Origin of the sequence: Amycolatopsis sp. cg9 (assembly GCF_041346945.1) — a bacterium.
Classification (GTDB): domain Bacteria; phylum Actinomycetota; class Actinomycetes; order Mycobacteriales; family Pseudonocardiaceae; genus Amycolatopsis.
In genome coordinates, this window is sequence record NZ_CP166850.1 from 8,762,397 (window position 1) to 8,787,838 (window position 25,442).

At 73.5% G+C, this 25,442-nt stretch carries 24 protein-coding genes; 12 read left to right on the top strand and 12 right to left on the bottom strand.

What is annotated here, in order from left to right:
* The 3 genes from AB5J73_RS40240 to AB5J73_RS40250 all read left to right on the top strand — a co-directional run bounded on the left by AB5J73_RS40240 (position 1) and on the right by AB5J73_RS40250 (position 7,063).
* A complete protein-coding gene (locus AB5J73_RS40240) occupies positions 1 to 4,599 on the top strand; it encodes an Hsp70 family protein (RefSeq protein ID WP_370964244.1) in 4,599 nt (1,532 codons plus the stop codon).
* Between the two features lie 87 nt (positions 4,600 to 4,686).
* The gene (locus AB5J73_RS40245) at positions 4,687 to 5,784 is read left to right on the top strand and encodes a ferredoxin reductase (protein WP_370964245.1); all 1,098 of its coding nucleotides are present in this window, start codon (positions 4,687 to 4,689) and stop codon (positions 5,782 to 5,784) included.
* Positions 5,785 to 5,800: 16 nt separating this feature from the next.
* Positions 5,801 to 7,063, top strand: coding sequence for a fatty acid desaturase (locus AB5J73_RS40250; RefSeq protein WP_370964246.1), 1,263 nt, complete (start codon positions 5,801 to 5,803; stop codon positions 7,061 to 7,063).
* A gap of 10 nt (positions 7,064 to 7,073) precedes the next feature.
* On the opposite strand, the gene AB5J73_RS40255 is transcribed toward AB5J73_RS40250, so the two are convergent.
* Positions 7,074 to 9,986: a helix-turn-helix transcriptional regulator gene (locus AB5J73_RS40255; protein WP_370964247.1), complete on the bottom strand. Its 2,913-nt coding sequence runs from the start codon at positions 9,984 to 9,986 to the stop codon at positions 7,074 to 7,076.
* Between the two features lie 19 nt (positions 9,987 to 10,005).
* Positions 10,006 to 10,188 carry a hypothetical protein gene (locus tag AB5J73_RS40260; protein ID WP_370964248.1) on the bottom strand — a complete coding sequence of 61 codons (183 nt, stop codon included), beginning with the start codon at positions 10,186 to 10,188 and terminating at the stop codon, positions 10,006 to 10,008.
* Between the two features lie 325 nt (positions 10,189 to 10,513).
* Between AB5J73_RS40260 and AB5J73_RS40265 the strand changes: the two genes are divergently transcribed.
* Positions 10,514 to 11,554 (top strand): hypothetical protein, encoded by a 1,041-nt coding sequence (locus AB5J73_RS40265; protein ID WP_370964249.1) that lies wholly within the window; start codon positions 10,514 to 10,516, stop codon positions 11,552 to 11,554.
* A 7-nt stretch (positions 11,555 to 11,561) separates the two neighbouring features.
* Positions 11,562 to 11,876, top strand: a complete 315-nt coding sequence (locus AB5J73_RS40270) for a hypothetical protein (protein WP_370964250.1) — start codon at positions 11,562 to 11,564, stop codon at positions 11,874 to 11,876.
* Here AB5J73_RS40270 and AB5J73_RS40275 read toward each other — a convergent pair.
* From AB5J73_RS40275 to AB5J73_RS40285, 3 genes are read right to left on the bottom strand one after another with little or no spacing between them, the layout of a single operon-like run.
* Positions 11,792 to 12,613 (bottom strand): fumarylacetoacetate hydrolase family protein, encoded by an 822-nt coding sequence (locus AB5J73_RS40275; protein WP_370964251.1) that lies wholly within the window; start codon positions 12,611 to 12,613, stop codon positions 11,792 to 11,794. The genes AB5J73_RS40270 and AB5J73_RS40275 overlap by 85 nt on opposite strands.
* On the bottom strand, positions 12,613 to 13,467 hold the full coding sequence (locus AB5J73_RS40280; protein ID WP_370964252.1) for a fumarylacetoacetate hydrolase family protein: 855 nt from the start codon (positions 13,465 to 13,467) through the stop codon (positions 12,613 to 12,615). The genes AB5J73_RS40275 and AB5J73_RS40280 overlap by 1 nt, the downstream gene beginning before the upstream one ends.
* The gene (locus AB5J73_RS40285; protein ID WP_370964253.1) at positions 13,464 to 14,030 is read right to left on the bottom strand and encodes a carboxymuconolactone decarboxylase family protein; all 567 of its coding nucleotides are present in this window, start codon (positions 14,028 to 14,030) and stop codon (positions 13,464 to 13,466) included. The genes AB5J73_RS40280 and AB5J73_RS40285 overlap by 4 nt, the downstream gene beginning before the upstream one ends.
* 121 nt (positions 14,031 to 14,151) lie before the next feature.
* Here AB5J73_RS40285 and AB5J73_RS40290 point away from each other — a divergent pair, with 121 nt between their 5' ends.
* Genes AB5J73_RS40290 through AB5J73_RS40305 form a run of 4 tightly spaced genes read left to right on the top strand, consistent with a single transcriptional unit; the run spans position 14,152 to position 17,634 of the window.
* Positions 14,152 to 14,889 carry an SDR family NAD(P)-dependent oxidoreductase gene (locus tag AB5J73_RS40290; RefSeq protein WP_370964254.1) on the top strand — a complete coding sequence of 246 codons (738 nt, stop codon included), beginning with the start codon at positions 14,152 to 14,154 and terminating at the stop codon, positions 14,887 to 14,889.
* An 11-nt stretch (positions 14,890 to 14,900) separates the two neighbouring features.
* Positions 14,901 to 15,665, top strand: coding sequence for an SDR family NAD(P)-dependent oxidoreductase (locus tag AB5J73_RS40295; protein ID WP_370964255.1), 765 nt, complete (start codon positions 14,901 to 14,903; stop codon positions 15,663 to 15,665).
* A gap of 20 nt (positions 15,666 to 15,685) precedes the next feature.
* Positions 15,686 to 16,921, top strand: a complete 1,236-nt coding sequence (locus AB5J73_RS40300) for an amidohydrolase family protein (protein ID WP_370964256.1) — start codon at positions 15,686 to 15,688, stop codon at positions 16,919 to 16,921.
* Positions 16,918 to 17,634: an alpha/beta hydrolase fold domain-containing protein gene (locus AB5J73_RS40305; protein ID WP_370964257.1), complete on the top strand. Its 717-nt coding sequence runs from the start codon at positions 16,918 to 16,920 to the stop codon at positions 17,632 to 17,634. Before AB5J73_RS40300 ends, AB5J73_RS40305 begins: the two co-directional genes overlap by 4 nt.
* 59 nt (positions 17,635 to 17,693) lie before the next feature.
* Here AB5J73_RS40305 and AB5J73_RS40310 read toward each other — a convergent pair whose 3' ends face one another.
* The 3 genes from AB5J73_RS40310 to AB5J73_RS40320 form a co-directional block, all read right to left on the bottom strand.
* Complete coding sequence (locus AB5J73_RS40310) at positions 17,694 to 18,584, bottom strand: LysR family transcriptional regulator (RefSeq protein ID WP_370964258.1); 891 nt, start codon at positions 18,582 to 18,584, stop codon at positions 17,694 to 17,696.
* A gap of 459 nt (positions 18,585 to 19,043) precedes the next feature.
* Positions 19,044 to 19,973 (bottom strand): SDR family oxidoreductase, encoded by a 930-nt coding sequence (locus AB5J73_RS40315; protein ID WP_370964259.1) that lies wholly within the window; start codon positions 19,971 to 19,973, stop codon positions 19,044 to 19,046.
* Positions 19,974 to 20,135: 162 nt separating this feature from the next.
* Entirely contained in the window at positions 20,136 to 20,768 is a 633-nt protein-coding gene (locus AB5J73_RS40320) for a GntR family transcriptional regulator (protein ID WP_370973471.1), read from the bottom strand.
* Positions 20,769 to 20,857: 89 nt separating this feature from the next.
* Here AB5J73_RS40320 and AB5J73_RS40325 point away from each other — a divergent pair, with 89 nt between their 5' ends.
* On the top strand, positions 20,858 to 21,391 hold the full coding sequence (locus tag AB5J73_RS40325; protein WP_370964260.1) for a YbhB/YbcL family Raf kinase inhibitor-like protein: 534 nt from the start codon (positions 20,858 to 20,860) through the stop codon (positions 21,389 to 21,391).
* Positions 21,392 to 21,470: 79 nt separating this feature from the next.
* Positions 21,471 to 21,884, top strand: a complete 414-nt coding sequence (locus AB5J73_RS40330; protein ID WP_370964261.1) for a nitroreductase/quinone reductase family protein — start codon at positions 21,471 to 21,473, stop codon at positions 21,882 to 21,884.
* Between the two features lie 54 nt (positions 21,885 to 21,938).
* Here the strand turns inward: AB5J73_RS40330 and AB5J73_RS40335 are convergent, their stop codons facing one another.
* Both AB5J73_RS40335 and AB5J73_RS40340 read right to left on the bottom strand, forming a co-directional pair.
* Positions 21,939 to 22,685: a D-Ala-D-Ala carboxypeptidase family metallohydrolase gene (locus AB5J73_RS40335; RefSeq protein WP_370964262.1), complete on the bottom strand. Its 747-nt coding sequence runs from the start codon at positions 22,683 to 22,685 to the stop codon at positions 21,939 to 21,941.
* A gap of 127 nt (positions 22,686 to 22,812) precedes the next feature.
* Entirely contained in the window at positions 22,813 to 23,703 is an 891-nt protein-coding gene (locus AB5J73_RS40340) for a LysR family transcriptional regulator (RefSeq protein ID WP_370964263.1), read from the bottom strand.
* Between the two features lie 83 nt (positions 23,704 to 23,786).
* Here AB5J73_RS40340 and AB5J73_RS40345 point away from each other — a divergent pair, with 83 nt between their 5' ends.
* On the top strand, positions 23,787 to 24,644 hold the full coding sequence (locus tag AB5J73_RS40345) for a DMT family transporter (protein WP_370964264.1): 858 nt from the start codon (positions 23,787 to 23,789) through the stop codon (positions 24,642 to 24,644).
* On the opposite strand, the gene AB5J73_RS40350 is transcribed toward AB5J73_RS40345, so the two are convergent.
* Both AB5J73_RS40350 and AB5J73_RS40355 read right to left on the bottom strand, forming a co-directional pair.
* A complete protein-coding gene (locus AB5J73_RS40350; protein ID WP_370964265.1) occupies positions 24,628 to 24,987 on the bottom strand; it encodes an SgcJ/EcaC family oxidoreductase in 360 nt (119 codons plus the stop codon). The two genes, AB5J73_RS40345 and AB5J73_RS40350, sit on opposite strands and share 17 nt — an antisense overlap.
* Positions 24,984 to 25,430 carry a cupin domain-containing protein gene (locus tag AB5J73_RS40355; RefSeq protein ID WP_370964266.1) on the bottom strand — a complete coding sequence of 149 codons (447 nt, stop codon included), beginning with the start codon at positions 25,428 to 25,430 and terminating at the stop codon, positions 24,984 to 24,986. The genes AB5J73_RS40350 and AB5J73_RS40355 overlap by 4 nt, the downstream gene beginning before the upstream one ends.
* Positions 25,431 to 25,442: the final 12 nt, after the last annotated feature.

Genomic DNA, 25,442 nt, shown 5'->3' on the forward strand with positions numbered 1-25,442 from the left:
GTGGACGAGGGGAAGATCCAGAACACGGTCGAGGGCGACGTTTCGGGCACCGCCGTGCAGGCCGCCCACATCGGGACGGTGAACATCGGGACGTCCCAGGAAGGCGTGGCGGACGCCGTCCCGCCGCCCTACCGGGTTCCGGTTCGCGAACTGCTGGCGGACTTGCTGACCGGCGGTGCGCACCGCCGGGTGGCGCGGTCGGCCGAACGGCTGGCCGCCCAGTTCCCCGCCCAGCGATCGGCCGCACCGGACTGGGAGCGCACCGCACGGGCCTACCGCCAAGCACTGCAGCTGGCCCTGCGGGTGGATCCGGCCCAGGCCGAGGTCTTCTTCCGCTCCTACGACGCCCGGATCCCGCCGGAACGCTATCCCCTCGACGCCGGCGACCACCGGTGGCTGGCCGCGCTGACCTGGCGGCCGGACGGCCACGTGCTGACCGTCGTGTTCGACGTGGCGACGCGGTTGCGGCTGGCCGACCTGCAGCTGCTGGCGCGCGACCGGATGACGGACCTGCTGGCCCAGCACGGCGACGCCAACACCGTGGTCGCGAACTTCCGCCGCTGGCAGGACCAGGACCTGCTCACCGGCCCGGTGGTGACCGCGGTGCTGAAGAAGCACATGGCCCGCACGCCGCTGGAGCGGGATGCCCAGCTCTGGCGGATGTTCTTCGCGCACCTGCCCCGTTCGCTGGTGCCCGATCTCTTCGACGTCCGCTGCTTCCTCGGCCACGGCGCCGACGCGGTCCGGCTCGCCGACAGCGAGACCGAGGCGCAGCGGGCGCTCACCTGCTGCCTGCGGTCCGCGGTCCTCGACGACGTCCGCGCGGGGCTGGGGCTGGCGCACGCCCGCCACGCGAAGGACCTGGTCATCGCGCTGGCCGAACGCTACGCCGACCTGCTGACCGAAGCCGGCCGGTTCGCCGACGCCCTGCCGCTCTACCGGCAGATCGGCCGGCTGGACCGCGTGAGCCAGTGCCACGAGGAACTCCACCAGTACTTCGAAGCCCTCGAGACGTGCCCCGCCGACCAGCCCGGCCGCCTGGCCGCGCTGGCCGACCGCAGCCTCCCGGACATCCACGGTTTCGTCGAACGGCAGGAGTTCCCCGCGGCGGCCGAGCGGGTGCGGAAGACGCTCGCGAACCTCGACCGCGTGACCCGGCCCGACGCGGCCGTGCTGGATTGCCGGGAGCAGGTCGAGAGCCTGCGCGTGAGCCTGCTCAAGACCACCCGACGGCACTTCGGCGACCTGACCCAGCGGATGCAGGCGGACGACAGCGCGCTTCGGGCGGCCTACGGCGCCTGGAGCCGGTTCGAGGAGGCCGCAGGTGAACTTTCGCTGGCGGCTTCGCGGGCCGAAGCGGGCGGCGAATTCCTCCGCGCGAACGATCTCTTCAACCGGACCGGTCAGTACGGCGAGGGCGCCCGGGTCCTGGTGGGCGACGACTCCCCCGAGGCGCTGGAAGCCCGCGCCGAATCCTACGAGGGCGGCGGAGACCTCTCGGGCGCCGCGCGGCTGCGGCAGCGGATCGGCCAGCCCGAGCGGGCGGTGGACCTGTTCCTGCGGGCGGGCGACCACGCCGGGGCCGCGCAAGCCCTGCTCGGCTGGCTCGGGACCGAGGCGCCGGAGGATCCCCGGCTGGCCGAATGCCTCCGCCGGACCGGCGAGTTCGACACCCTCGTCCGGCGGTGCCTCGAAGCGGTCGAAGCTCGCGGCGAGGATTCGCAGGCCGGCCCGATCCTGCGCGAACTGGTCGAAGAGGGCCTCGTGCCGCCGCACCTGACGGCCGAGGTGACCGAGCACCTCGAGGCGCTGGGCGCCCGCGAGCTGCGCCGGTTCCAGGAACGGGTCCAGGCCTGGGTGACGCGGGCCCGCGCGGACGTCGACCGCCGCTACAGCGCGATCTGGGGCTTCGACCTGGGCACGACCACCTGCGCGGCGGCGATCTACGACTCCGTGACCCGGCAGCCGGTCTTCTGCCCGTGGAAGGGCCATCCGCAGTTCGCTTCCACGCTGAGCTTCGACGAGCAGGGCACCGAGCTGGTCGGGCTGAGCGGCGAAGAAATCCTCGCCCCCTGGGTGATCGCCCACATCGGTGCCGCCAAACGGCTGATGGGCAGCGGCCGGTCCTTCAAGGTCCGCGAGCGCACCTACCGGCCCGAAGAGGTCGCCGCCCGGATGATCCGCCACGCCCGGGGCCTGGTCGAGACGTTCCTCGCGGACCAGGTCCGGGAACGCGTGGGGGAACTGGCCGCCGCCGAGCTCGGCCGGGTGCGCGCGGAGTGGCTGGCCTGGACCGAACGCAACCACGCCTTGCGGATCGACCGGCCGCGGGTGGTCGTCACCATTCCCGCGTACTTCGGCAACAACCAGAAGGCCGCGACCCGGTCCGCGTGCGGGATCGCGGAGGTCGACCTGGTCCGGCTGGTGCACGAGCCGACCGCCGCGTGCATCGCGGCCGCCTGGGAACGCCGGCTCGACGGCCACGTCGCCGTGGTGGACCTGGGTGCCGGCACCCTCGACATCAGCCTGCTGGACGTCGGCGAGGGCGTCTACGATGTGCGCGACATCGGCGGTGACACCGGCTTCGGCGGCAAGGACTTCGACGCCGCCATCACGAACGCGCTGATCACCCGGCTCGGCTCGCGCGGCATCCGGGTGTCCGCGCCCGGGTCGATGCACCGGCGGCTCGAAGTCGCCGCGGAGAGCCTGAAGATCGACCTTTCGGCACAGGAATACGCGAGCTGCACCCTGCTGAGCTTCGGCACCCACGGCCACCAGCACCTGGAGCTGACCAGGGCCGAACTCGCGGAGATGCTCGCCGGGCAGCTGGCGACGTTGCGCCGGGTCTGCGCCGGGTTCGCGAAGTCCGCGCCGGAGCGCCCGGACCAGGTGGTCCTCGTCGGCCGGCCGATGCTGTCCCCCCTGGTGCGTCAGGTCGTCGAAGACGTCTTCGCGACGAAGCGGGTCGTCGTCACCGATCCGCGCACGGCCGTCGCCAGCGGCGCGGCCCTGCTGGCCGCGACACGCAGCGGGGCGCTGAAAGAGATCGTGCTGCTCGACGTCACTCCCCTGGCCCTCGGGATCCGGGCCACCAACAAGGACGCCGGCGTGCACTTCTCCGAACTGATCCCGCGCACCACCACGATCCCGACCCGCCGCTCCGAGATCTACTCGACCCACCAGGACAACCAGAGGGACGTGCACGTCCAGATCTTCAACGGCTCGCTCGAGCGGGAGTCGAAGATCGGCGAGTTCGTCCTCACCGGCATCGCCCCCGCGCGGCGCGGGGTGCCCCAGATCGAGGTCAGCTTCGCACTCGACGCCGACTGCGTGCTCGACGTCACCGCGCGCGACCTGGGCACGAAACAGGCGAAGTCGATCCGCGTCGCCGACACCACGCTGCTGTCTCCCACGGAGATCAGCGCGCTGACGCGCCGCTACGAGCAGCAGCGGCTGCGGGAACAGCAGCGGGCCGCCGTCGGGGACATGCGCGAACGCCTGCGGGCGTTGGCCGTCCGCATCGGCGAGGACGAAAGCGAAGCCGCCTGGGAGGAGTTCCAGCAGCGGCAGTCCACGCACCGGCCCGCGGCGGCCACCCTCAACGCCGAAACCCGGCAGGCCCTGGTCGAAATGTTCAACGAGGCCAACCAGACCGAGCTCGACCTGGCGTCGGCCCGGCGGTCCGCCCGCGAGGCCGCCGCGGCGGCGAACGACCTCACCAAGGAGCCCGCGCCGGCCGCGGACGACCTCGAAGCCGCCGTCGCCGCAACCACGCTCCTGCTCGAAACCACCGAAGCGCGGGCGGAGCGGCTGCGGGAACTGACCGCGAAGGTCGCACGCTGGACCGCCGTGCTCGGCAGGCTGGCGATGACCGATCCCGATCCGCTGCGCCGATTCCGCAACGACCACGCGGCCGGGGCGTACCCGGAAGCCTTGGCCGCGCTGGCCGAACTCGACGAGCCGCTTTCCGAGCCCGGCGACCTCCGGCGCCACGCGCAGTGCCTGGCGGCGGTCGGCGACACCGAGGGCTACCGCGCCCTGCGGCGACGCACGGGAGCGACCCGGCCGGGCGAGGTCCCCGCCGGGCTGGTCGGGCTTTCGCCGTCGGGGACGGGATTCCTCGTCGGCGACCGCTTCGTCGTCGCGCCGCTCCCCGAACCGGAGGCCGCGCCGGTCGCCGTCACCGCCGGGACGGCGACCGGCGCGGCCGAGCACGTCTTCCCGGCCCCCGACCACGACTTCGCCGTCCTGCGGCTGACCGCTCCCCTCGACGTCCCCCCGCTGCCGCTCGGCCGGCCGGACCTCCTGCGGATCGGCGACCAGCTCTGGCTCCCCGGCCCCGCGGACGACGGCGGCCGGACGCTGCTCACCGGCGTGGTCAACCGGTTCGAGGCGACGGAGCACGGAACGCGGCTGTTCCGGACGAGCCTCGCGCTCCCGGCCTCGTCCGCGGGAACACCGGCCTTCGACGACCTCGGCGACGTCGTCGGCGTCGCCGTCCCGACGGACGACGGCGGCGGACTGGTGCTGAGCATCGACGCCCTCGAGGACCTCCTGCGGGAAGCGGGCTGCGCTCGGGACGCTCGATCTGCGAGTTGAGTGCACGCCTGTACACTCAATGGGCATGATCACCATCGACTGGCCCGGCCAAGCCGGCACCGCACGCCGTTCGCGGGGTGGTGCGTGATGGCCGAAGTGGGGATGCGGCCGCCGGCGTCGGCGCTGCGGCGGCGGGCGCTGCGGGCGCTGCGGTGGCTGTTCACGCCGTTGCGGCCGGACGACTACCTCGAGCTGATCAACCCGCTCTGGTCGACCCGCGAGCTGCGCGGGCTCGTCGAGCGGGTCGAGCCCGAACGGGGCGGTGCGGCCACCGTGCTGATCCGCCCCGGCTACGACTGGGTCGGGCACCGGCCCGGGCAGTACGTGCGGCTGGGCGTGGTGATCGACGGCGTGCACCACTGGCGCGCGTACTCACTGACGTCGAGCCCGGCCCGTGCGGACGGGCTCATCTCGATCACGCCCAAGAAGGTGGACGGCGGGGTCGTCTCGCCCTACCTGGTGGAGCGGGCGCGGCCCGGCGAACTCGTGCGGCTGGGCGAGGTCGAGGGGTCGTTCACCCTGCCGGACCGGCTCGATCGCGGCCTGCTGTTCGTCACGGCCGGGAGCGGCGTCACGCCGGTCATGAGCATGCTGCGGCACCTGGCGCCGGGTCCGGGGTTGCGCGACGTCGTGCACGTCCACTCGGCCCGGGAAGCGGACGGCGTCATCTTCGGCGACGAACTCGCCGCGCTCGAGGAACAGCACGACGGATTCCGCCTGGAACTGCGCATCACCGGCCGGGACGGGCGGTTCACCCCGGGTGAGCTGGACGCGCTGTGCCCGGACTGGCCGGAGCGGGAAACCTACGCCTGCGGCCCCGGCGAGCTGCTCGACGCGCTGCAGGCGCACTGGAAGCGCCACGGTGACGTCGAACGGCTGCACCACGAACGGTTCCAGCCGATCGTCGGCGGTGCGGACGCCGACGGTTCGGGTGGGACCGTGCGCTTCGCCCACCGCAACCTCGACGCCGACTGCCCGCCCGGCACCCCGATCCTCGTCGCCGGCGAAGAAGCGGGCGTCGACATGCCCTTCGGCTGCCGGGTCGGGGTCTGCCACACGTGCGTCCTGCCGATCCGGGAGGGCCGGATCCGCGACCTGCGCACGAACGTCGTCAGCGAGATGCACAACGAGATCGTGCGCACCTGCGTGCACGGCGCCGAAGGCCGGGTCACGGTCGAACTCTGAGCGAGAAAGGGAACCCATGTCCTCGACAACGCACCCGTTCGCCCACCTGAGCGCGGACCAGCTCGCCGAACTCGCCCGCGAGTTCGACGCCATCCACGACCACGTGCGCGCCGACCTCGGTGAGCGCGATCGCCGGTACATCAAGGGAGTCATCCGGCTGCACCGGCAGATCGCGGTCGCCGGGCGGGCCCTGCTGCTCGGCTCCCGGTCCAAAGTGGCCTGGACCGCGGGCACCGGCTGCCTGGCCGTCGCGAAGATCCTCGAAAACATGGAAATCGGGCACAACGTCCTGCACGGCCAGTGGGACTGGATGAACGACCCGTACATCCATTCGTCCACTTGGGACTGGGACACCGCCTCGACGGCCGCGGCGTGGAAGCACTCGCACAACTACATCCACCACACCTACACCAACATCCGCGGCAAGGACAAAGACCTCGGCTACGAGATCATGCGCATCGACCCGCACCAGAAGTGGCACCCCGCGTACCTGGCGCAGCCGTTGTACAACCTGCTGCTGATGGCGTTCTTCGAATGGGGCGTCGCGGTGCACGACATGGACGTCGAAGCGATCCGCGCCGGCGAGAAGCCGCTGAAGGACGTGTGGCACGACATCAAGGGCATCTCGGGCAAGGCCCGCGACCAGATCCTGAAGGACTACGTCGGCTGGCCGCTCGTGAGCGCGCTCGCCGCGACCGCCGTGGGCCGGCTCGTGAAGCCCGAACCCCGCTCGCGGCGCCGGGTCCTGGCCGACCGGGCCCGTGGCCGGGGGTTCAAGGGCGCGGTCCGGGCGCAGCTCGCCGCCGTCCGGAAGGAAGGCGGCGGCACGTTCGCCGCGACGTTCTGGGCCGACTTCACCGCGAACATCATCCGCAACCTGTGGGCGCACTCGATCATCTTCTGCGGCCACTTCCCCGACCAGACCTACACGTTCAGCCAGGACGAGGTCCGCGACGAAACCCGCGGCGGCTGGTACGTCCGCCAGCTCGTCGGCGCGGCGAACATCACCGGCTCCCCGCTGTTCCACCTGCTCAGCGGCAACCTCGGCTACCAGGTCGAGCACCACCTGTTCCCCGACATGCCGAGCAGCCGCTACGCCGAGATCGCGCCGCGGGTCCGGGACATCTGCCGGCGCTACGGCCTGCCGTACAACACCGGCCCGCTGTCCCGCCAGCTCGGCACGGTGCACCGCACGATCCTGCGCCTGGCCTTCCCCGGCGGAAAGCCGCGCCCGAAGCCCGGCCCCTACCGCGGCGACGAGGTGGCCCGCGCGGCCTGAGCGGCGCCGGTCAGCGGGCGCCGAGGGCCCGGAACCCGTCGGCGTAGGCGCAGAGTTCCGCCCGATCGAGGTTGGTCTTCGTCTTGAGGCTGGACACGTGCTTCTCCACGGTCTTCGGCGAAATGTGCAGCCGCCGGGCGATCTCCTGGTTGCCGAGGCGTTCCGACAGCAACCGCAGGACGTCGAACTCCCGGGTCGTCACCCGCGCGCGCTGCAGCTGTGCCGGCAGGTGCTCGAAGCCGGTCCGCCGCTGCACGACCGGCGCCCCGGCGGACCGCAGCAACGCCCGGCAGGCGCGGGCCGCGGCCTGGACGCCGGCGTCGTGGAAGTACTCCTCCGCGGCACGCAGCCAGCCGACCGGGTCGCCCCAGCCGTCGGCGATCGCGGCTTCGGCGACCAGGCGGGAACCGAGGTGCCGGGCGACCGGGAAGGGTTCGGACGCCCGGAGCGCTTCGGCGAAGGCCGCGGCGGCCGCTTCGCCGTCCCCCTTCCGCCCGAGCAGGACCGCCTCGGCGAAGCAGGTGAACTGGCGGTTCCAGCGCGGGCGGCTGTCGGGGTGGGCCGCCCGCTCGCGCACCTCGCGCACCGTCACCGCGCCGTCGAGGGCACGCAGGAGCAGCGCCACGCCCCGGGGACCGGCCAGCGGGAACGACCCGGGAAACCGGTCGAGGTAACCGGCCGCGGCGGACAGGTCCCGGACGGCCCGGTCGCGGTCTTCCTCCAGCAGCGCGCAGAACGCCCGGGCGAGGCCGAGGACCAGCGCCATCTCCGCTTGGCCGTCGCCGCCGCACCGCAGGAAGCCGTCGATGGCGTGCTCCATGCCCGGCCGGTCGCCCTGGTGGGCGGCCGAGACCGCGCGGATGGCGTGCAGGTAGCGCACCAGGTCCACGAGCTGGAACCGCGTCGCCGTGCGGACGTCTTCGTCGAGCAGCCCGGCGGTGCCGTCGAAGGCACCGCGCAGCACCCGGCCGTAGAACAGCAGGATCGCGTCGGCCATCAGGCCCACGGTGACGGCACCGGTCTGCCCGGCTTCCTCGCGCGCGAGCTCGAGGACGTGCCCGTCGCCGCCGAAGACGATCCGGTGCCCGCCCAGCCGCAGCAGCACGTGGGCGCGCCAGACCGGCAGGCGGTGCCGTTCGGTGAGGGCCCGCGCGCGCTCGTAGCACGCTTCGGCTTCGTCCAGCGAGTCTTCGCGGGCCACGCAGGCGAGCGCGAGCAGCGCCTGGCACGCGATGACCGGCTCGTCGTGGCTTTCGGCGTGGGCGAGCGCACGCTGCGCCAGCCGGTGCGCGGCGCCGATGCGCTCGGCCCCGTCCAGTTCGACCAGCACGTTCGCCTCGACGGCGTCGATGGCGGCGTGGGGTGCCCCGAGCGGCGGGCCGCCCGCCAGTTCGCGCGCGGCGGCCACCTCGGCCGCGGCCGTCTCGAACTGGCCGCCGAGGTAGGCGGCCCAGGCGAGGCCGACGTGCAGGGCGATGGCGCGTTCGGAGGTGCCCAGCTCGACGAACCTCGGGGCGTACGAAGCCGCGTGGTCGAACCGCCCGGCTTCGCCCAAGGCGAGGACGAGCGCTTCCAGCACTTCGCCGCGCAGGTCGAGGTCGGGGTCGCCGAGCAGCAGGGCGTCGGCCTTGGTGAGCAGGTCGACGGCGGTGTCCGCGCCGCCGCGGGCGAAGGCGGCGTTGCCCGCCCTTGCGAAGAGCCGCCCGGCCGCCGGCTCGTCCCCGGCGGCCAGGCGCAGCGAGGCCGCGAGTGGGCACCAGTCCCCGGGCAGCCCGGGGTGGACCGCTGCGACGGCGTCGGCCGCACGTGCGGCGAGCCGGGCGAGGGTCACCGGGTCGTGCAGGGACCGCAGCGCGTCGACGGTGAGCGCGTGCCGGAAGGAGTACCAGCCGGCGGGCTCGGTTTCGGGTTCGATCAGCTGACCGGCGATCGCCGAGCGGACGAACGCGAGGGTGGTCCGCTCGTCGGCGTCCGCCGCGCGGCAGGCGACCTCGAGGGAGAACCGGAGCCCGAGCACGGCCGCGTGGGACAGCACGCTCCGCGCGCCCGCGTCCATCTGCTCCGCCCGCCGGGCGATGCCGGCGCTCAGCGCCGTGGGGACGACCGGGAGCACCTCGGCGATGCGCCAGCGCCCGCCGACTTCGGTGAGCACGTCGTCGCGGACCATCTGGTAGAGCAGCTCTTCGACCGCGAGCGGGTTCCCGGCGCTGAGCCGGAACAGGCAGTCGGCCACCTCGTCGGGCACGCCGGAAACCGCAGTGCCGAGGCAGCCGGCGATCAGCTCATGGACGTGCGCCCGGTCGAGCCAGGCGAGTTCGAGGACGGTGCAGCGACCGCGCTGGGCGGCGGCCGAAGCCATCCCGAGCGTCGCCGGTGCATCGTGCCGCGCCGTCGCCACCACGAGGAGCCGGGTCCCGGCCAGGGAGCCGGCCAGGTAGTCGAGGACGAACAACGACTCGGCGTCGGCGTCGTGCAGGTCGTCGAGGAGCAGCACGCACCCCTCGTCCCGGCTGACGACGGTGAGCAGCCGCAGGGCGGCCTCGGCCACGGTCAGGGGCGAAAGCTGGTAGCCGCGGTGGCTTTCCCGCCACCAATCCGGCACGAGCGCGCCGAGCGCGGGCAGGTACGGGTCGAGCTCGGCGGTCAGGACGTCCCCGCCCGAGCGCGCCAGCGACAGCAGCGCCTCGGTGAGCAGGCGGTAGGGCACCGGCGGCCCGACCGAGCCGCGCCGGCCGCGAAGCACCCGGGCGCCCTCGGCGCCGGCGGTCGCCGCCAGTTCGTCGGCCAGCCGGGACTTGCCGATCCCGGCGTCGCCGAGCAACAGCGCCAGCTCGCCCGAGCCGTTCCGCGTCCGCTCCCACGCCTCACACAAGCACTGGACCTCGCGGCGCCTGCCGACCAGCTGCGGTGCTCTCAGCAGCATCCACGGCTCCGGAGTCCGTTCAGCTGTGGAACCCGCACTGGCCGCGGGCCGAAGGGTTGCCGTCGCAGTAAAGGCTCAAGGTGTCGGCGTCCACGCGCGGCTTGCGCCCGTTCAAGGCGGCGTTGCGTTCACCGGTCGTGCGCACGGCGGGCAGCCGGACTTCGCCGATGACGTCGTCCGCGACCAAGCTTTCGAGTTCCATCCGAGACCCCTCCCCTGGGTACGCGACGACCTGGTCGCGCGGTGGACATCTTGCCGGAATCAGCCGCGCTTGGCCAGTGTCCGGCACGAGCGGATTACGCCGTTCGGGTCATCGATCCCGCCTGCGGCCGCGGGAATCCGGGGGTGTTTCCCCTACCGCGCCGGGGGCGTGCCCGGTGAAGCTGATCAAGCCCCAGGGGGGCGGACGGAGGTCCGAGGCCTGCTCAAGTGCTGGAACCACCATTCCGGGACCAGCTGCTAGGTCCCGTCCGGGAACCGCGGAACCGGCACTGGGGGGCCGGTTCCGCACCGTCGAGAGGGGGAACGTGCAGCGACCCGACGACGTCCGGTGGCCGGTGCGCGTCGCGCGCGCCGTGCTTCACGCGCAAGCCACCGGTACCTTGATCGCGCAGTACGGCCTGGTCGAGCGGGCCTGGCCGGCGGCGCTGCCCGCGGTGCCCGCCACGAGGCTGGGCGTGCAGGCGAACTGCCTCACCGACGTCGGCGTCCGCGGCATGGACGAGGCGGCGGTGTTCCTCGCCGAACACCTGAAGCTGCAGGGGCTGCCCGAGGCGGGCGAACCGGTCGAGCGGCTCTCCGCCGGCGGCTGGGCGGCCCGGCACGCGGCGGGCGAGCACTCCGACGCGGACTTCTGCGCCGTGATCGACGCCCAGGCCTGCTTCGCGGGCGCGTGGGCCACCGCGCGGGAACTGGTGTCGGCCGTCCTCGAGTCGGGCGGCCCCCCGCGTTCCCCGGGCGCGCTCCTGTACGCGGCCGTGGTCGCGGGCGGCGAAGCCAACCCACCGGTGCCCGCGGCGGAGTTGTTCGCCCTGGCGGGGAAAGCCGCCGCGCGGGAGGCCGACGCCCTGCTCGTGGACCTGCGCCTGGCGGCGTACACCTTGAAACGGCTCAGCCATCCGCCGGGCGCGCTCGGCAGGCTCGCCGGCCTCGTGCGCGGCACCGGGGACGCCGAGCGCCGGCACGCGCTCTCGCCGGCGGACGCGGCGACCGTGCGCGCGCTGGCGATGAACCTGGAAGCGTTGGCACTGCTGAAAAAAGCGGCCGCCGCGGTCCGCACCCTCGAGGACAACCTGGCCGAGAACCGCGCCGGCCACCCCGAGTCGGTCGGCGAAACCCTGTCGATCGCCGCCTACTTCCACTACCGGGAGCAGGACCTGACCCGCGCGCTCGAGCTGATCGCCGAGGCCTACCGCCTGGTCCGGCGGGACGGCGCGCCGGACCGCCTCCGCGGCTGCCGCAAGATCGCCGTGGCGGCGCTGCACTGCGGCGGGCGGACGGCCGAGGCCGAACAGGTGCAGCTCCGCATGGCGCGGGACCCGCTCGGGTTCGACGAAGAGATCCGGTGAGCTCCTGATGTCCCGGGCCACGGCACTGGCCGGGGTCGCCCTGGTGGCCGCGGGACTGCTCACCGGCGCCGTGACCGCCGCGGCCGCGGCGACCGGGCCGGCCGAGGTGACGCTGTACACCGCCGAGGTGACCGTGACGAAGGTGGTCCCGTCCCGGGGCACCACGGGCCTGCGCACGGTGGAACTGGTGGTCGTCGTGACCCCGGTCGTCGTCCTGCGCCCCGCCCTCCGCCGTGCTCACGGCGGCCACGGGCCGAACCGGGTGCGGAACTCGCCGAGCCTGTCGATGCGGCTGGTCAGCACGTCGTCGGCGGTGAGGTAGCGCGGAGGTGTGCGGCGGTTGCCGACGCCGGCCGGGGTGCCCGTGAAGATCAGGTCGCCCGGCAGGAGCGGGCACACCGCCGAGAGCCGGGCCACCAGCTCCGGGACGGCGAAGACCATGTCCGCGAGCGACGCCCGCTGGACGACTTCGCCGTTCAGCAGGCAGGTGATCGTCGCGGCGGGGTCGACCTCGGTGACCAGGTGCGGGCCGGTGGGCCCGAAGCCGGGGAAGGACTTGGCCAGGGAGAACTGCGGCGGGTTCCCCAAGGCCTGGACCCGCCGCTCCGACAGGTCTTGCCCGACCGTGTACCCGGCGACGTGCTCCGGCGCGCGCTCGCGCGGGATCCGGTGCCCGCCCCGCCCGATCACCGCCACCAGCTCGACCTCCCAGTCGACCCGGTCGCCGGGGAGGCCGACCGTCTCGTGCGGACCCGCGACGCACGTCGGGAACTTGGTGAACACCAACGGGTCCGCCGGGGGTTCGAAACCCGCCTCGGCCGCGTGCGGCGGGTAGTTGAGCGCCACCGCGAAGACCTGCCGGGGCCGCGGTACCGGTGCGCCCAGCAGCGCGGGGTCGTACGGGCTCCCGGCCGGCGCGGAGGGCGCCCACGCCGTGAACGCCGCCCAGTTCTCCAGGACGTCCATCGGATCCGGCCCGAAACCGCCCGCGTCGAAGACGTCGAGCGCCCGGTCGCCGGTGATCAGGACGGCGCGACCGGCCAGGTTCGCCAGGCGCATCACCCGGCCCGCGTCCCGTGGGCGTCTTCCCAGGAGACGACCCGGTTGCGCAGCACGCCGAGCTTCTCGATCTCGGCCTCGACCACGTCGCCGGGCTTGAGGTAGTGGGCGAAGGGGTCGTCGGTGCTCGCGGCGACGCCGGCGACCGTGCCGGTGGTGATGAGGTCGCCGGCGCTGTAGACCTGCGGCGAGTGGTAAGCGACCAGCTCCGGGATCGACACGGACATCCGGGCCGTGTTCGACTTCTGGCGCACCTGGCCGTTCACCCGCAGCTCCATGTCCAGGTCGTGCGGGTCGCCGACCTCGTCCGCGGTGACGATGCACGGCCCGATCGGGCAGAACGTGTCGATGGCCTTGGCGAACGAGAAGACGCCCGACTCCATCTCGCGGCGCTGGATGTCGCGGGCGGTGATGTCGTTGAACACCAGGTACCCGGCGATGTGCTCCGCCGCCTGCTCGGCGGTGAAGAACTTGCCGGGCTTCCCGATCACGACGGCCATTTCGAGCTCGTAGTCCAGCTCGTTCGTCAGGTGCGACGGGTACACGATCGCGTCGCCGGGACCGATGATCGCGTCGACGTTCTGGAAGAACACGATGCCCTTGTTGACCGGGTGCGACCAGTTGACCCGGGCGAGGTCGTCGTGGTGCTCGCGGAAGTTCCCGGCCGTGTGGAAGAACTTCTTCGGCACGATCGGCGCGCGCAGGCGCACCTCGGACGCGCGGAAGCGGCGCCCGGTCTCGGGCACGCTCCCGCCGCGTTCGAAGAACTCGCGCGCCGAGGCGGTGTCGAGTTCCAGGACCAGGTCGTCGGCGAGGCGGCCGACCTGGCCGTCGTCGAAGGTCACGAGCTTCACGGCTGCTCCACGGGGACGGTGACTCGGAAGACGCGCAGCTGGAGGGCCAGCGTCGCGTAGTAGCCCACCAGCGTGGTGAGCTCGACGGCCACGCGGTTGCCAATGGCCGGCACGGTCCCGGCGTAGGTCACGTCGTCGACGTCGCCGTCCAGCAGCGCGAAGACGAACCGCAGGGCCGCCGTCTCCCCCGCGTCGAGCCCGGCCGGCACCCGGCCCTCGCCGACCGCCGCGAGCTGGGCGCCGGTGGCCCCGGCGGCGCGGGCGGCGGGCTCGTGCGCGTACCGCTCGAACGCGCAGTCCCACCGCGCCGCCACCGCCAGGATCGCCAGCTCGCGGACCCGGTCGCCGATCCCGGTCTCGTACCGCACGGCCGCGCCCAGCCGCTGCAGCGCCTGCCCGGCGGCCGGCGCGAACAGCATGGCGTTGAAGGGCCCGGTCAGCGCGCCCGCGGCGTCGGTGAGCGGGAACGGGCCGCCGGCGCGCGGGCCGCCGGTGATCGCGTCGCGGAGGGCCAGCTGGTCGCCGGTCAGTCCGGCCGGGGTCAACCCGGGCAGTCTCGTCATGCCCCGATCTCAGCAGCGCGGCCCGCGACCGAACGCCGGTCTGCCATTGAACGGCACGTCCGTTCCCGGTGCCGGGCCCGCGCGCTTAGCGTCGCCGTCAGGCCGGGAGTGAGGAGCGGGCGTGGACTGGCTGGGTCTTCGGGGCAAGCGCGCGCTGGTCGCCGGCGCGGGCGGGATCGGCGGTGCGGCCGCCCTCGCGCTCGCCGGCGCGGGCGCCGACGTGGCCGTCGCGGACCTCGACGTGGAGCGCCTCACCGGACTCGCCGCGCAGGGAATCCGCACGATCCAGGCCGGTCTCACCGACGCCGGCGGCGGGCGCGAGTGCGTCGCCCGTGCCGACGAGCTGCTGGGCGGGCTGGACGTGTTCGTCCACGCGGTCGGCGTCAACGACCGGCGGCCGGTGCTGGAAACGCCGGACGACGTCTGGCGCGCGATCACCTCGGTCAACCTCGACAGCGCGTTCTGGACCGGCCGGGCCGCGGGCGCGCTGATGGTCGCCCGCGGGTACGGCCGGATCGTCTTCCTGTCCTCGGTCTCCGGCCTGCTCGCCCACCCGCACCACGCGCCCTACGCGGCCACCAAGGGCGCGGTCAACCAGCTCGCCCGGGTGATGGCCCGCGAGTGGGCCGCCTCCGGCGTCACGGTCAACGCCGTCGCGCCCGGTTACACCGAGACCGGCCTGACCCGCGAGCACCTCGAAAAGCCGGGTGTCCGCGCCGGGCTCACCGCGCTCGTGCCGGCCGGGCGGCTGGGCACCCCCGGCGACCTGACCGGCCCGATCCTGTTCCTCTGCTCCGACCACGCCGCCTTCGTCACGGGACACGTCCTGTACGCCGACGGCGGCCGCACCCTCGTCTGAAGGAGTCCTTCGTGCGTTTCACCGGCAAGACCGTCCTCGTCACCGGCGCCGGCACCGGGTTCGGCGCCGAGATCGCCGTCCGGGCCGCCGCCGACGGCGCCGACGTCGCCGTGCACTACCGCGGCTCGCGCGCCGGCGCCGAACGCACCGCGGCGCGCGTCGAAGAGCTGGGGCGCAAGGCTTTCCTCGTCCAGGCCGACATCTCCGAGCACGCGCAGGTCAAGCGGATGGCCGACGAGGTGTGGAGCCACTTCGGCCGGGTCGACGTCGCGGTCGACAACGTCGGCGACGTCGCCCGCGACCAGATGTCGTGGCGGGACCTCACCGAAGAGTCGGTCGACCACGTGCTCGCCGTCGACATCAAGGGCACCCTGCTGTGCACGCACGAGTTCGGCGCCCGGATGCTCGCCCAGGGCGGCGGCGCGATCGTGAACATCGGCTCGACCGTCGTCGCCCGCGGCAGCGCCCGCGCCCCGCAGTACGCGGCGGCGAAGGCCGGGATCATCGGCCTGACCAAGTCCTACGCCCACGCGTTCGCCCCCACCGTGCGGGTGAACGTGTTCGCCCCCGGCTTCATCGAAACCGAAGCCACGCTGGGCCGCGAGGACTGGCGCACCGGCCGCGCCGAGAAGCTGCGGGACGCGACCCCGATGGGCCGCATCCCCAAGCCCGAAGAACTGGCCGGGGCCGCGTTGTTCCTCGCCACCGAAGACGCCGGGCACATCACCGGCGGCTTCCTGGTCGCCGACGGCGGCTACACCATGCTCGGCGCATGATCTCGCAGAGGAGGACGGAGATGGCATCCAGAGTGGTCTTCACGGGCGGCCGCGTCTTCGACGGCAGCGGCTCCCCGGCGGTCCCCGCCGACGTCGTCGTCCGCGGCGACCGGATCGAGAGCGTCGGACCCCGCGCCGAACTCGCGCCGGACGACCGGGTGGTCGACTGCCGCGGCGCCACGGTCCTGCCCGGCCTCGTCGAGTCGCACTGCCACCTGACGTTCCCCTCGGCGGTCGGGCACCTCGACCCGTCGTTCAACCCGCCGGTCGACGTCAGCTTCTTCCACCACCTGCCGAGCCCGGACGAGCACCTCGCGCTCGCCGAGCGCAACGCCCGGATCCTCCTGGACCACGGCTTCACCAGCGCCTACTCCGCGGGGTCGCTGACGCCGGTGCCCACCGAAGTCCGGCTGCGCGATCGCATCGCCGCCGGGCTGGCCGCCGGGCCCCGGATGCGGGCGGCGTCGTTCGAGCGGGACAACAACCCGGTCAAGCTGGGCCCGGCCGCCGCGCAAACCGGGCCCGCCGCCGTCCGCGCGTTCGTGCGGGAGCAGGCCGAACTCGGCTTCGACAGCGTGAAACTGCTGATGAGCAACGACGACGTCTTCTTCGAAGGCGGCTCGATGGTCACGCAGTACAGCGCCGAAGAGGCCGACGCGGCGGGCGAGCAGGCGCGCGAATCCGGGGTGTGGCTCAACTGCCACGCCCAGTCGCCCGAGTCGATCAAGCTGGCCGTCCGGGCCGGGTTCCGCTCGATCTACCACTGCTCCTACGCCGACGAGGAGGCGATCGACCTGCTGACGGAGCACAAGGACTCGATCTTCCTCTCCCCCGCCGTCGGGATCATGTGGGCCAACGTCCACGAAGGAGCCGAGTTCGGCATCGACGCGGAAAAGACCGGCTCGGTCAAGTCCCTCGAGGCGATGGAACGGCTCTACCCGGAGCTGCGCAAGCGCGGCCTGCGGGTGCTGCCCGGCGGGGACTACGGCTTCCCGAACAACCCCATCGGGCGCAACGCCCGCGACCTCGAGCTGTTCGTCCGGCTCTTCGGCTACTCCCCCGCCGAAGCGTTGCGGGCCACCACGTTCCACGGCGGGCAGGTGATGGACCTGCCCGTCGGGCTGCTCACCGAGGGCTACTTCGCCGACGTCCTCGTCGTCCGCGGCGACCCGACGTCGGACGTCGCGCTGCTGCAGGACCCGGCCAACCTCGAGGTGATCATGCAGGGCGGCCGCTTCCACAAAGCGGCCGCGTGATCTACCGCGAGGTGCCGGGCTTCCGGCCGCTGGAGCTGGACCTGACCGAGCCCGCCGAGCCCGCCGAGCCCGCCGCGACGATCGTGTACCTGCACGGCGGCGGCTGGCGGCGCGGCTCCCGGCGCACGCCGCTCCCCGGCTTCGAGCACCTGACCGACGAGCTGGTGGCGCAGGGGTTCCGGGTCGCCGCGGCCGACTACCGGCTCAGCGGGGAGGCGACCTTCCCGGCCCCGCTGGACGACGTCCGGGCGGCCGTCGAGTTCGTGCGGGACGAGCGCCCGCTGTTCGTCTGGGGCGAGTCGGCGGGCGCCCACCTGGGTTTGCTGGCCGCGCTCGACGGGTCCGAAGTGGACGGTGTGGTCGCCTGGTTCCCGCCGACCGACCTGCTCGGCCTGGCCGGCGACGTCTCCCGCGAAGCGCTCCTGCTGGGCGCGCACCCCGCGTCGGTACCGGATCTCGCCCGGGAGGCGAGCCCGCTGTCGCACGCCCACGCCGGAGCGCCGCCGATCCTGCTGATGCACGGCGAGGACGACGACCTCGTGCCCGCCACGCAGAGCGTCCGGCTGGCGGAGGCGTTGCGGGCGGTCGGCGCGCCGGTCGAACTCCACCTGGTGCCCGGCGCCCGCCACCGCTGGACGGGCGCCGATCCCGCGGCCGTGGTGGCCACCTCCGTCGAGTTCCTGCGGGCGGCAGTGCGCGCCCAGCTCCCGTGAGATCCCGCGCGCCGCTGTTCGCACGGCCAGCCCGACGTGCCCGGTCGATGACCGGCCGGTCATCCTTCGAGCTCGCCCAGCCGGCGCCGGACCGTCTCGATGACCGCACGCACCGCCGGTGCGGACTTGCGCCCGGCCCGGGTCACCGCCACCAGCTCCCGCTTCAGCGCGGGCTCGAAACCCACCGCGGTGAGGGCACCCGCCGCCAGATCGTCCCGGACGAACGCGGACGGCAGGACCGACCGGTACTCCCCCCGCACCACCAGATCCCTGACCCGGTGGATGGAATCGGTGCGCGAACCGATGCCGTCCGGCACCCGCCCGGGGTCGACGCTCGCGCGCAGGAGATCGCGGAAGCCGGGCGTCACCACCAGCCGCAGGGACGGGAGCAGGTCCGGCGTGACGCGCGGCCCGACGTCGGAGAGCGTCCCCGGCTTCGCGACCAGCAGCAGCTCGTCGAACCCCACCGTGGTGACGGCCAGGCCCGGATACCCGCAGCCCGGCCGTCGGGTGAAGATCCCGAGGTCCAGCCGGCCTTCGGCGACCCGTTCCGCCAGGAACTCCGGCAAGGCCTCGACGATCTCGAGGCGGACCCGCGGGTGGTCCCCGGCGAACCGTTCCTCCAGGTGGCCGGCCAGCCCGGCGACGAGCGACGGCGACACGCCGAGCCGCACCGCGCCGGTCAGCGACGCGGCCGCCTCCCGCACCGCGGACCGGATGTCGTCCAGCGAGCCGAGGAAAGCGGGGGCCAGTTCCGCGAGCCGAGCGCCCGCGGCCGTGGGCCGGACCCCGCCGGGCAGCCGGACCAGCAGCTCGGCCCCCAGCTCGCGCTCGAGCGCCTGGACCTGCTTGCTGAGCGCCGGCTGGCCGATGTGCAGCTTGCGGGCCGCACGGCTGAAACTCCCCTCGCGGACGATCACCGCGAAGTACTCGATCTGCCTGATCTCCATGGCGCCGCCCGCTTCCGGCCCGTGGGCACTGCCGCCACCGTAACAGAGCTGTTCCACAGTGGACTGCCCCGACACCACCGCGCCACGCCGCGCACCTCACGGCCCGGCGGGCGCGGGTTCCCGGCGCTCGATCAGCCCCACTTCCCACCGCTCGCACCGGACGCGAAATAGTGCCCCTGCGCCAATTCCTCAAGCACGCCCGCCTCGCACGGCGCCCAACCCGTGAGCCCCGGGTGCGCGGCCGACGCCGGGCCGGGACACCGCGACCCGGCGCCCGCGGTCTCCCGGCGCTCGATCAGCCCCACTTCCCACCGCTCGCACCGGACGCGAAATAGTGCCCCTGCGCCAATTCCTCAAGCACGCCCGCCTCGCACGGCGCCCAACCCGTGAGCCCCGGGTGCGCGGCCGACGCCGGGCCGGGACACCGCGACCCGGCGCCCGCGGTCTCCCGGCGCTCGATCAGCCCCACTTCCCACCGCTCGCACCGGACGCGAAATAGTGCCCCTGCGCCAGGTCCTCAAGCAGACCCAGCTCCCGCGGTTCCCAGCCCGTGACCTCCTGGGTGAGCGCGGCCGAAGCCGGGCCGTCGATGCGGAGGAAGAGGCCGAGGAACCCGAAGTGCTCGTCCACCCGCTCAGGCGGGATCGAGCGCACCGGGACACCCAAGCGGCGTCCGATGGTTCCGGCGATCTCGCGCACCGGGATGCCCTCGTCGGCGACGGCGTGCAGCACCGACCCCGCCGGTGCCACTTCGATCGCCAGCCGTAGCAGGCGGGCGGCGTCGCGGCGGTGCACGGCGGGCCAGCGGGCCGTCCCGTCGCCGGGGAAGCCGGAAACGCCGTGCTCGCGGGCGAGGTCCACGAGGGTGGCCAGGAAGCCGGCGTCGCCTTCGCCGTGGACGGTCGGGGACAGCCGCACGACCGACGGCCGCAGGCCGCGGCCGGCCAGGGCGAGGGCGGCGTCGCTCGGTGGACGGCGGGCTTCGCCCACGCCGCCGGGGGTGGCCCCGTCCCGCTCGGTGGTGGGGCGGCCGCCCGGGCCGTGCCCGAGCATGCCCGCGGCGACGGCGATCGCCCCGCCGGGCGGCAGGCCCGCGCCCATGGCTTCGATCGCCGCGACGTCGGACGCGACCGCGTCGGCGAACCCGCCGTCGAACGCGATGTCGTGCCGGAAGGCCAGGTGCACGACGGCATCGGCTTTCGCGGCCGCCTCGCGCAGCACGCCGAGGTCTTCGACCGAGCCGGGGACGACCGCGGCACCCCGCGCCTCGACGACGGCGGCCGCGGCGGCCGATCGGGCGAGCCCGGTGACCTCGTGCCCGGCTTCGACCAGCTCGGGGACGATCGCGGACCCGATCCAGCCCGACGCGCCCGTGACGAACACGCGCACAACAGCACCTCCAGCGGGGGAAAAGTCGGCTTCCGCCCGGGACCGGTATCGGTTTCCCGGCTCGCGGAATTCGCTTTCGACGCTAACAGGAATCGCGACCGCGGCCCCACTGCGAATGGGCATGCGCGGCATTCTTGCCCGGAATACCCCCGCCGCCCGGAATCAGCCGCCGAGGGCGGCCGCGGTCAGCGTGAGGTGGCGGGCGAGCAGCTCGGCCGCGGTGTCGGCGTCTCGGTCGAGGACCGCTTCTTCCAGACGGCGGTGCTCGCCGACGGCGTCCCGCTCGGGGGCGCGGCGCGCCGACCAGCGGCGGGCCAGCTCGCTCGCGGCCCACATCCGGTCGAAGGTCTCGAGCAGGGCCGCGTTGCCGCACCCCTCCAGCAGGGTGCGGTGGAAGATCCGGTGGGCTTCGGACCAGGCGCTGCTGTAGTGCTCGCCTTCGCCCGGCGCATACGGCTCGGTGCGGGCCAGCCGGTGGTGCGCGGCCCGCACGCGCGCCTCCCAGTCCACGTCGCCGCGCTCGACGGACAGGCGCAGCACGACCGGCTCGACGGTCCGCCGCGCTTCGGTGATCTCTTGCCAGCGCCGGTCGGAGAACGCCGGGACGGCGAAGCCGCGGTTCGGCAGCCGGTCGGCCAGGCCGTCCCCGACCACCCGCACGAGCGCCTCGCGCACGACGGCCAGGCTCACCCCCTGGTCCCGGGCGAGGTCCTGGGGCTTGAGCGCCTCACCGGGGGCGTAGTCCCCGCGCATGATCGCGTCCCGCAGGTGTGCGTAGACCTGCTCCGACAGCATCTGACCCATGACCCGAAGTATAGATGTTACCGTCAATAATCGATTATCTGTACTATCATCGATGAGACGACCTCCCGGAAGGACCACCGATGACCGTCAACGACCCGTTCGCCCGCCTCCCCGAAGCCGCTGCCTTCGCCGTCACCAGCACCACGGTCGCCGACGGCGCGACCTGGCCTCGCGCGCAGTTCTCCTCGGGGGTCCCGGGCGGCGAAGACCGCTCCCCGCAGCTGTCCTGGAGCGGCGCGCCGGAAGGCACCAAGAGCTACGCCGTCACCGTCTACGACCCCGACGCCCCCACCGGCTCCGGGTTCTGGCACTGGGCGGTCGCCGACATCCCGGCCACCGTCGCGGAACTGCCCGAGGGCGCCGGCGACGACACCGGCTCGGGCCTGCCGGAGGGCGCGTTCCAGCTGCCCAACGACGCCCGCGCGACCCGCTTCCTGGGCGCCGCGCCGCCCGCCGGGCACGGACCGCACCGCTACTTCGTCGTGGTGCACGCCCTCGACGTCGGCTCCATCGGCGTCCCGGCGGACTCCACGCCGGCCGTTCTCGGCTTCACCATGGCGGGCCACATCCTCGGTCGTGCGGTGTTGACCGCAACCGCCGAAACGGCCGCCTGAAATTTCCCCGGTCCCGATACGCTGGCGGTGACACCGCTCGTCAGGACGGCGGAGTGTGCGGTAACGGAGAAAGGGAGCCATGCCCGATTTTGACGAGATCAACGCCAAAGTCATCGACGAGTACCGCGCCAACGGCGGTGAACTCAGCGGCGGGTTCGCCGGTGAGACCCTCATCCTGGTGCACCACTTCGGTGCCCGGTCGGGCGTCGAGCGCGTCTCCCCGCTGGCATGCTACGCCGAGGGCGAGCGCCTGTTCGTCTTCGCCAGCAAGGCCGGCCTGCCGGAGAACCCGGGGTGGTACTACAACCTGATGGCCCACCCCGACGTGACCGTCGAGTTCGGCGACGAGACGTTCCCCGTGCGGGCGACGGAGATCACCGGACCCGAGCGGGACGAGATCTACGCCAAGAACGTCGAGCAGCGCCCCCAGTTCGGCGAATACCAGGCCAACGTCTCCCGGCTCATCCCGGTCGTGGAGCTGGTGCGCCGCTGACCCGGCGCCCTTCGCCGCCCGGCGGTTTCACACCCGCCGGGCGGCGGAGCGGCGTCAGATCCCGCAGGACGACGCCGACCAGAACCGGCTCGGCCGGTGCGCCACGTGCGTGTGGTCGCTGTGCCCGGGGTATCCCGGCCCGAGGATCTCGCTGAAGCCGTGGTTCCGGGCCTGCTTCGCCAGTCCGCAGAAGCCCTGCGCCCCGGCCCCGAGGTCGACCGCGTCGCCGTAGAGGTGCCGGCTGGCGGCCGCCCCGCCGACCGCGTTGTTGCAGGCGACGCTGCGGAAACCGCCGTTGACCACGATCGGGCGGTCCCCCATGGCGTGCCGCATCGCCTGCAGCTTCCACATCGAAACCAGCGCGTTGGCCTTCGCGGTCGCGGCGGGGACGTTGCCGCCCGACCAGTCCGAGTTGCACCGGTTCAGCTCGGCGTAGCTGAAGTTGACCGGGGTGCAGTCGTCGTCCTGCAGCTGGTAGATCTTCGCGAACGTCGCGGGCCCGGCGATGCCGTCCGCGCCGAGCCCGTACGCCTGCTGGAACCGGGTGACCGCGGCTTTCGTCCCCGGCCCGAACTGGCCGTCGAGGGCCAGGACCCCGCCGTAACCGGGATAACCGGCGACGCGGATCTGCAGCTGCCGGACGTCCTCACCGGACGCGCCTTGCGACAGCGTGCGCCCCCAGCTGTAGCAGGCGTCGGCGGCGACCATCACCGGCCCGGGGTCGGCGGCCACGGGGGCGGCCGCCGCGGTACCGCACGCGGCCATCAGCGCGAACAGGGACAGCACAAGACGGATGCGCATGACAGGAACACCTTTCGGGCGAGGGAGGTGAGACCCGCGAACCCGCGGATCGTCCGCGATTCACTGCCTCGCACGCTAATGCGGTGGTGAGCACCACGCTGTGGGGTGTTCGCACCACAAGGCCACGTCAGCGCGCCAGCAACCCCAGCACCAGCGCCAGCGGCGGCCACACTTCCCGCCCGCGCCGGGTGCAGGCGAACGCCCGCTGCCGCACGTCCGGTCCGGCCAGTGGCAGCAACGCGACCCCGGCCCGCACCGCGCGTCCCGCCGGCAGCAGGCCCACCGCCGGCGCCGGGCCCGTCGCGATCAGGTCCTCCACCAGCTCCAGGCTGTCCGCGCGGTGCGTCACGCGCGGAGTGAACCGCGCCGTCGACGCCAGCCGGCGGACCACGTCCTCGTCGGCGGTGTTGCGGGAGTTGACGATCCAGCCGTGGTCGCGGAACGCCTCGAACACCGCCACCGTGCCGCCGGCGCCGGCACGGGCCGCGTCGGCCGCCGGCACCGCGAGGCCCCAGTGCGCGGTCCACAGTGGACTTACCGTGATCGCCGGGTCGACGCTCGCCGGAGCGAGGTCGTAGTCGTAGGTGAGGGCGAGGTCGATGTCGTCGGCCAGCAGCGCCGCGAAGGCCTCCTGCGGTTCGTACTCGCTGATCCGCAGCTCGACCCGCGGGTGGTGCTCGGCGAGCGCGGTCGCCGCCGGCAGCACGGATCGCCGCACGGCCGTGGCGAACCCGGCCACGCGCACGGTGCCTGCCGGTTCGGCGCCGGGGTCCAGAGCGGCGCGCGCGGCCTCCACCGCGGCCAGGATCGTCACGGCGTGCTCGGCCAGGCGCCGTCCCGCGGGGGTGAGCCGCACGCGGCGGCCGTCCGGTTCGAGCAGGGGCGCGCCGGTCTCCTTCGCCAAGGTCGCGATCTGCTGCGAGACCGTGGACGTCGTGGTGCCGAGGACGTCCGCCACGGCGCGCATCGAGCCGTGGCGGGACAGTTCGAGGAGGAACTGCAGCCTGCGGGTGTCCATCCCGCGATTGTCCACGATTCGTGAACGGTACTTCCACGATCGGCACGTGGACACGAACGGTGTGGGTGCGTTTTGCTCGGTACGTGCTCTCCTCCACCCGTACCGGCGCCGCCTTCGCGGTCGCCGCCATGCTCTGCGTCCAGCTCGGTCTCGCCGTGTCCGTCGGCCTCTTCGACCGCATCGGCCCGGACGGAGCGGCGTGGCTCCGCCTGGCCTGGGCCGGGGTGCTGCTGCTGGTGCTGGTCCGGCCGCGGCCGTCGTCGTTCCGGCGGAGCACCTTCCTCGCCTGCTGCGGCCTCGGCGTGGTCACGGCCGGGATGACCGTGCTGTTCATGAAGGCGGTGGCCCTGCTGCCGCTGGGCACGGCGAGCGCGCTGGAGTTCCTCGGGCCGCTCACGGTCGCCGTCACCCGCGGGCGCGGCGGCAAGAAGCTGTGGCCCGTCCTCGCCGCCGCCGGCGTGGTCCTGCTGACCGAACCGTGGCGGGGTGGCGCGGACCTGCTCGGCGTCGGCTACGCGCTCGCGTCCGCGGTGTGCTGGGCGGCCTACATCCTGCTCACGCAACGGGTCGGCGACGAGGTGGCGGGCGTGCGCGGGCTCGCCGTGTCGATGCCGGTGGCCGGCGTCGTGGCCACGCTCGTCTCCGGCCCGGCCGTGTTCGGCCACCTGACCTGGGAGCTGCTGCTCGCCGGCCTCGGGCTCGCGGTGCTGCTGCCGGTGATCCCGTTCAGCCTGGAAATGCTCGCCCTGCGCCGGCTGAACGCCTCGTCGTTCGGCACGCTGATGAGCCTGGAGCCGGCCATCGCCCTGACGATCGGGTTCGTCGTGCTGCACCAGGTCCCGAACGCCGGCGCGGTGGCCGGGGTCCTGTTCGTCGTGGCGGCCGGCGTCGGCGCCGAACGCAGCGGGGCGCGCGAGCCGGCGATCACAACGCCGGTGTGAGGTCCAGGTGCACGCGGTAGTCGACGATCCGCTCCCCCTCGAGCCGGATCACCGTCACACAAGGCAGTGCCAGCGGCTTTCCCGCGGGTGACTCCGTTTCGATCGTGAAGCGGCAGAACAGCTGGTCGCCATCCACCACGGCGACCTGGTCGACGACGTGGCGGACCCACGGCAGGGCCCCGGCCGCACCGGCCGTCGCCGCGGTGATCGCGGCGCGGCCGGTCAGCGGCTCGGCGTTGCCGAACACGTAGGTGGCGTCGTCGGCGAACCACGCGGCGAACGCCTCGGCGTCGCCCGCGTCGACCGCCGCGCACATTTCGCGGACCATCCGCTCGGCGTTCACTTCCGCAGGCTCAGGCCGTAGCGGGTCATCACTTCCGCGACGAGCTTCATGTCACGCCCGGGCGGCAGCTCGGACAGCTCCTGGTAGTAGTTCTCCAGCCCCGGCGGGGAAACCACCGCGATGATGCGGGTCTCCTCGTCGAACGGGTTGCGGAACACGTGCGGCACCCCGCGCGGCAGCAGCAGCGAGTCGCCCTGGCCGAGGACGTGCCGGACGCCGTCGAGCTCGACCTCGACGCGCCCCCGGACGCACGTGAACAGCTCGTCCTCGCGGCTGTGGACGTGGGTGGGCGGGCCGCCGAGGCCCGGCGGCACGACGTATTCGAACAGCGAGTACGCGCCGTTCGTGTCGGCGCCGGTGAGCCGGGCGTGGATGCCCAGCCCGATCGCGCCGAGGTTCGTCCCGTCGCCGGGGCGGAGCACTCCGGTCGTCACGGTGTCCATCGCGGACTCCTT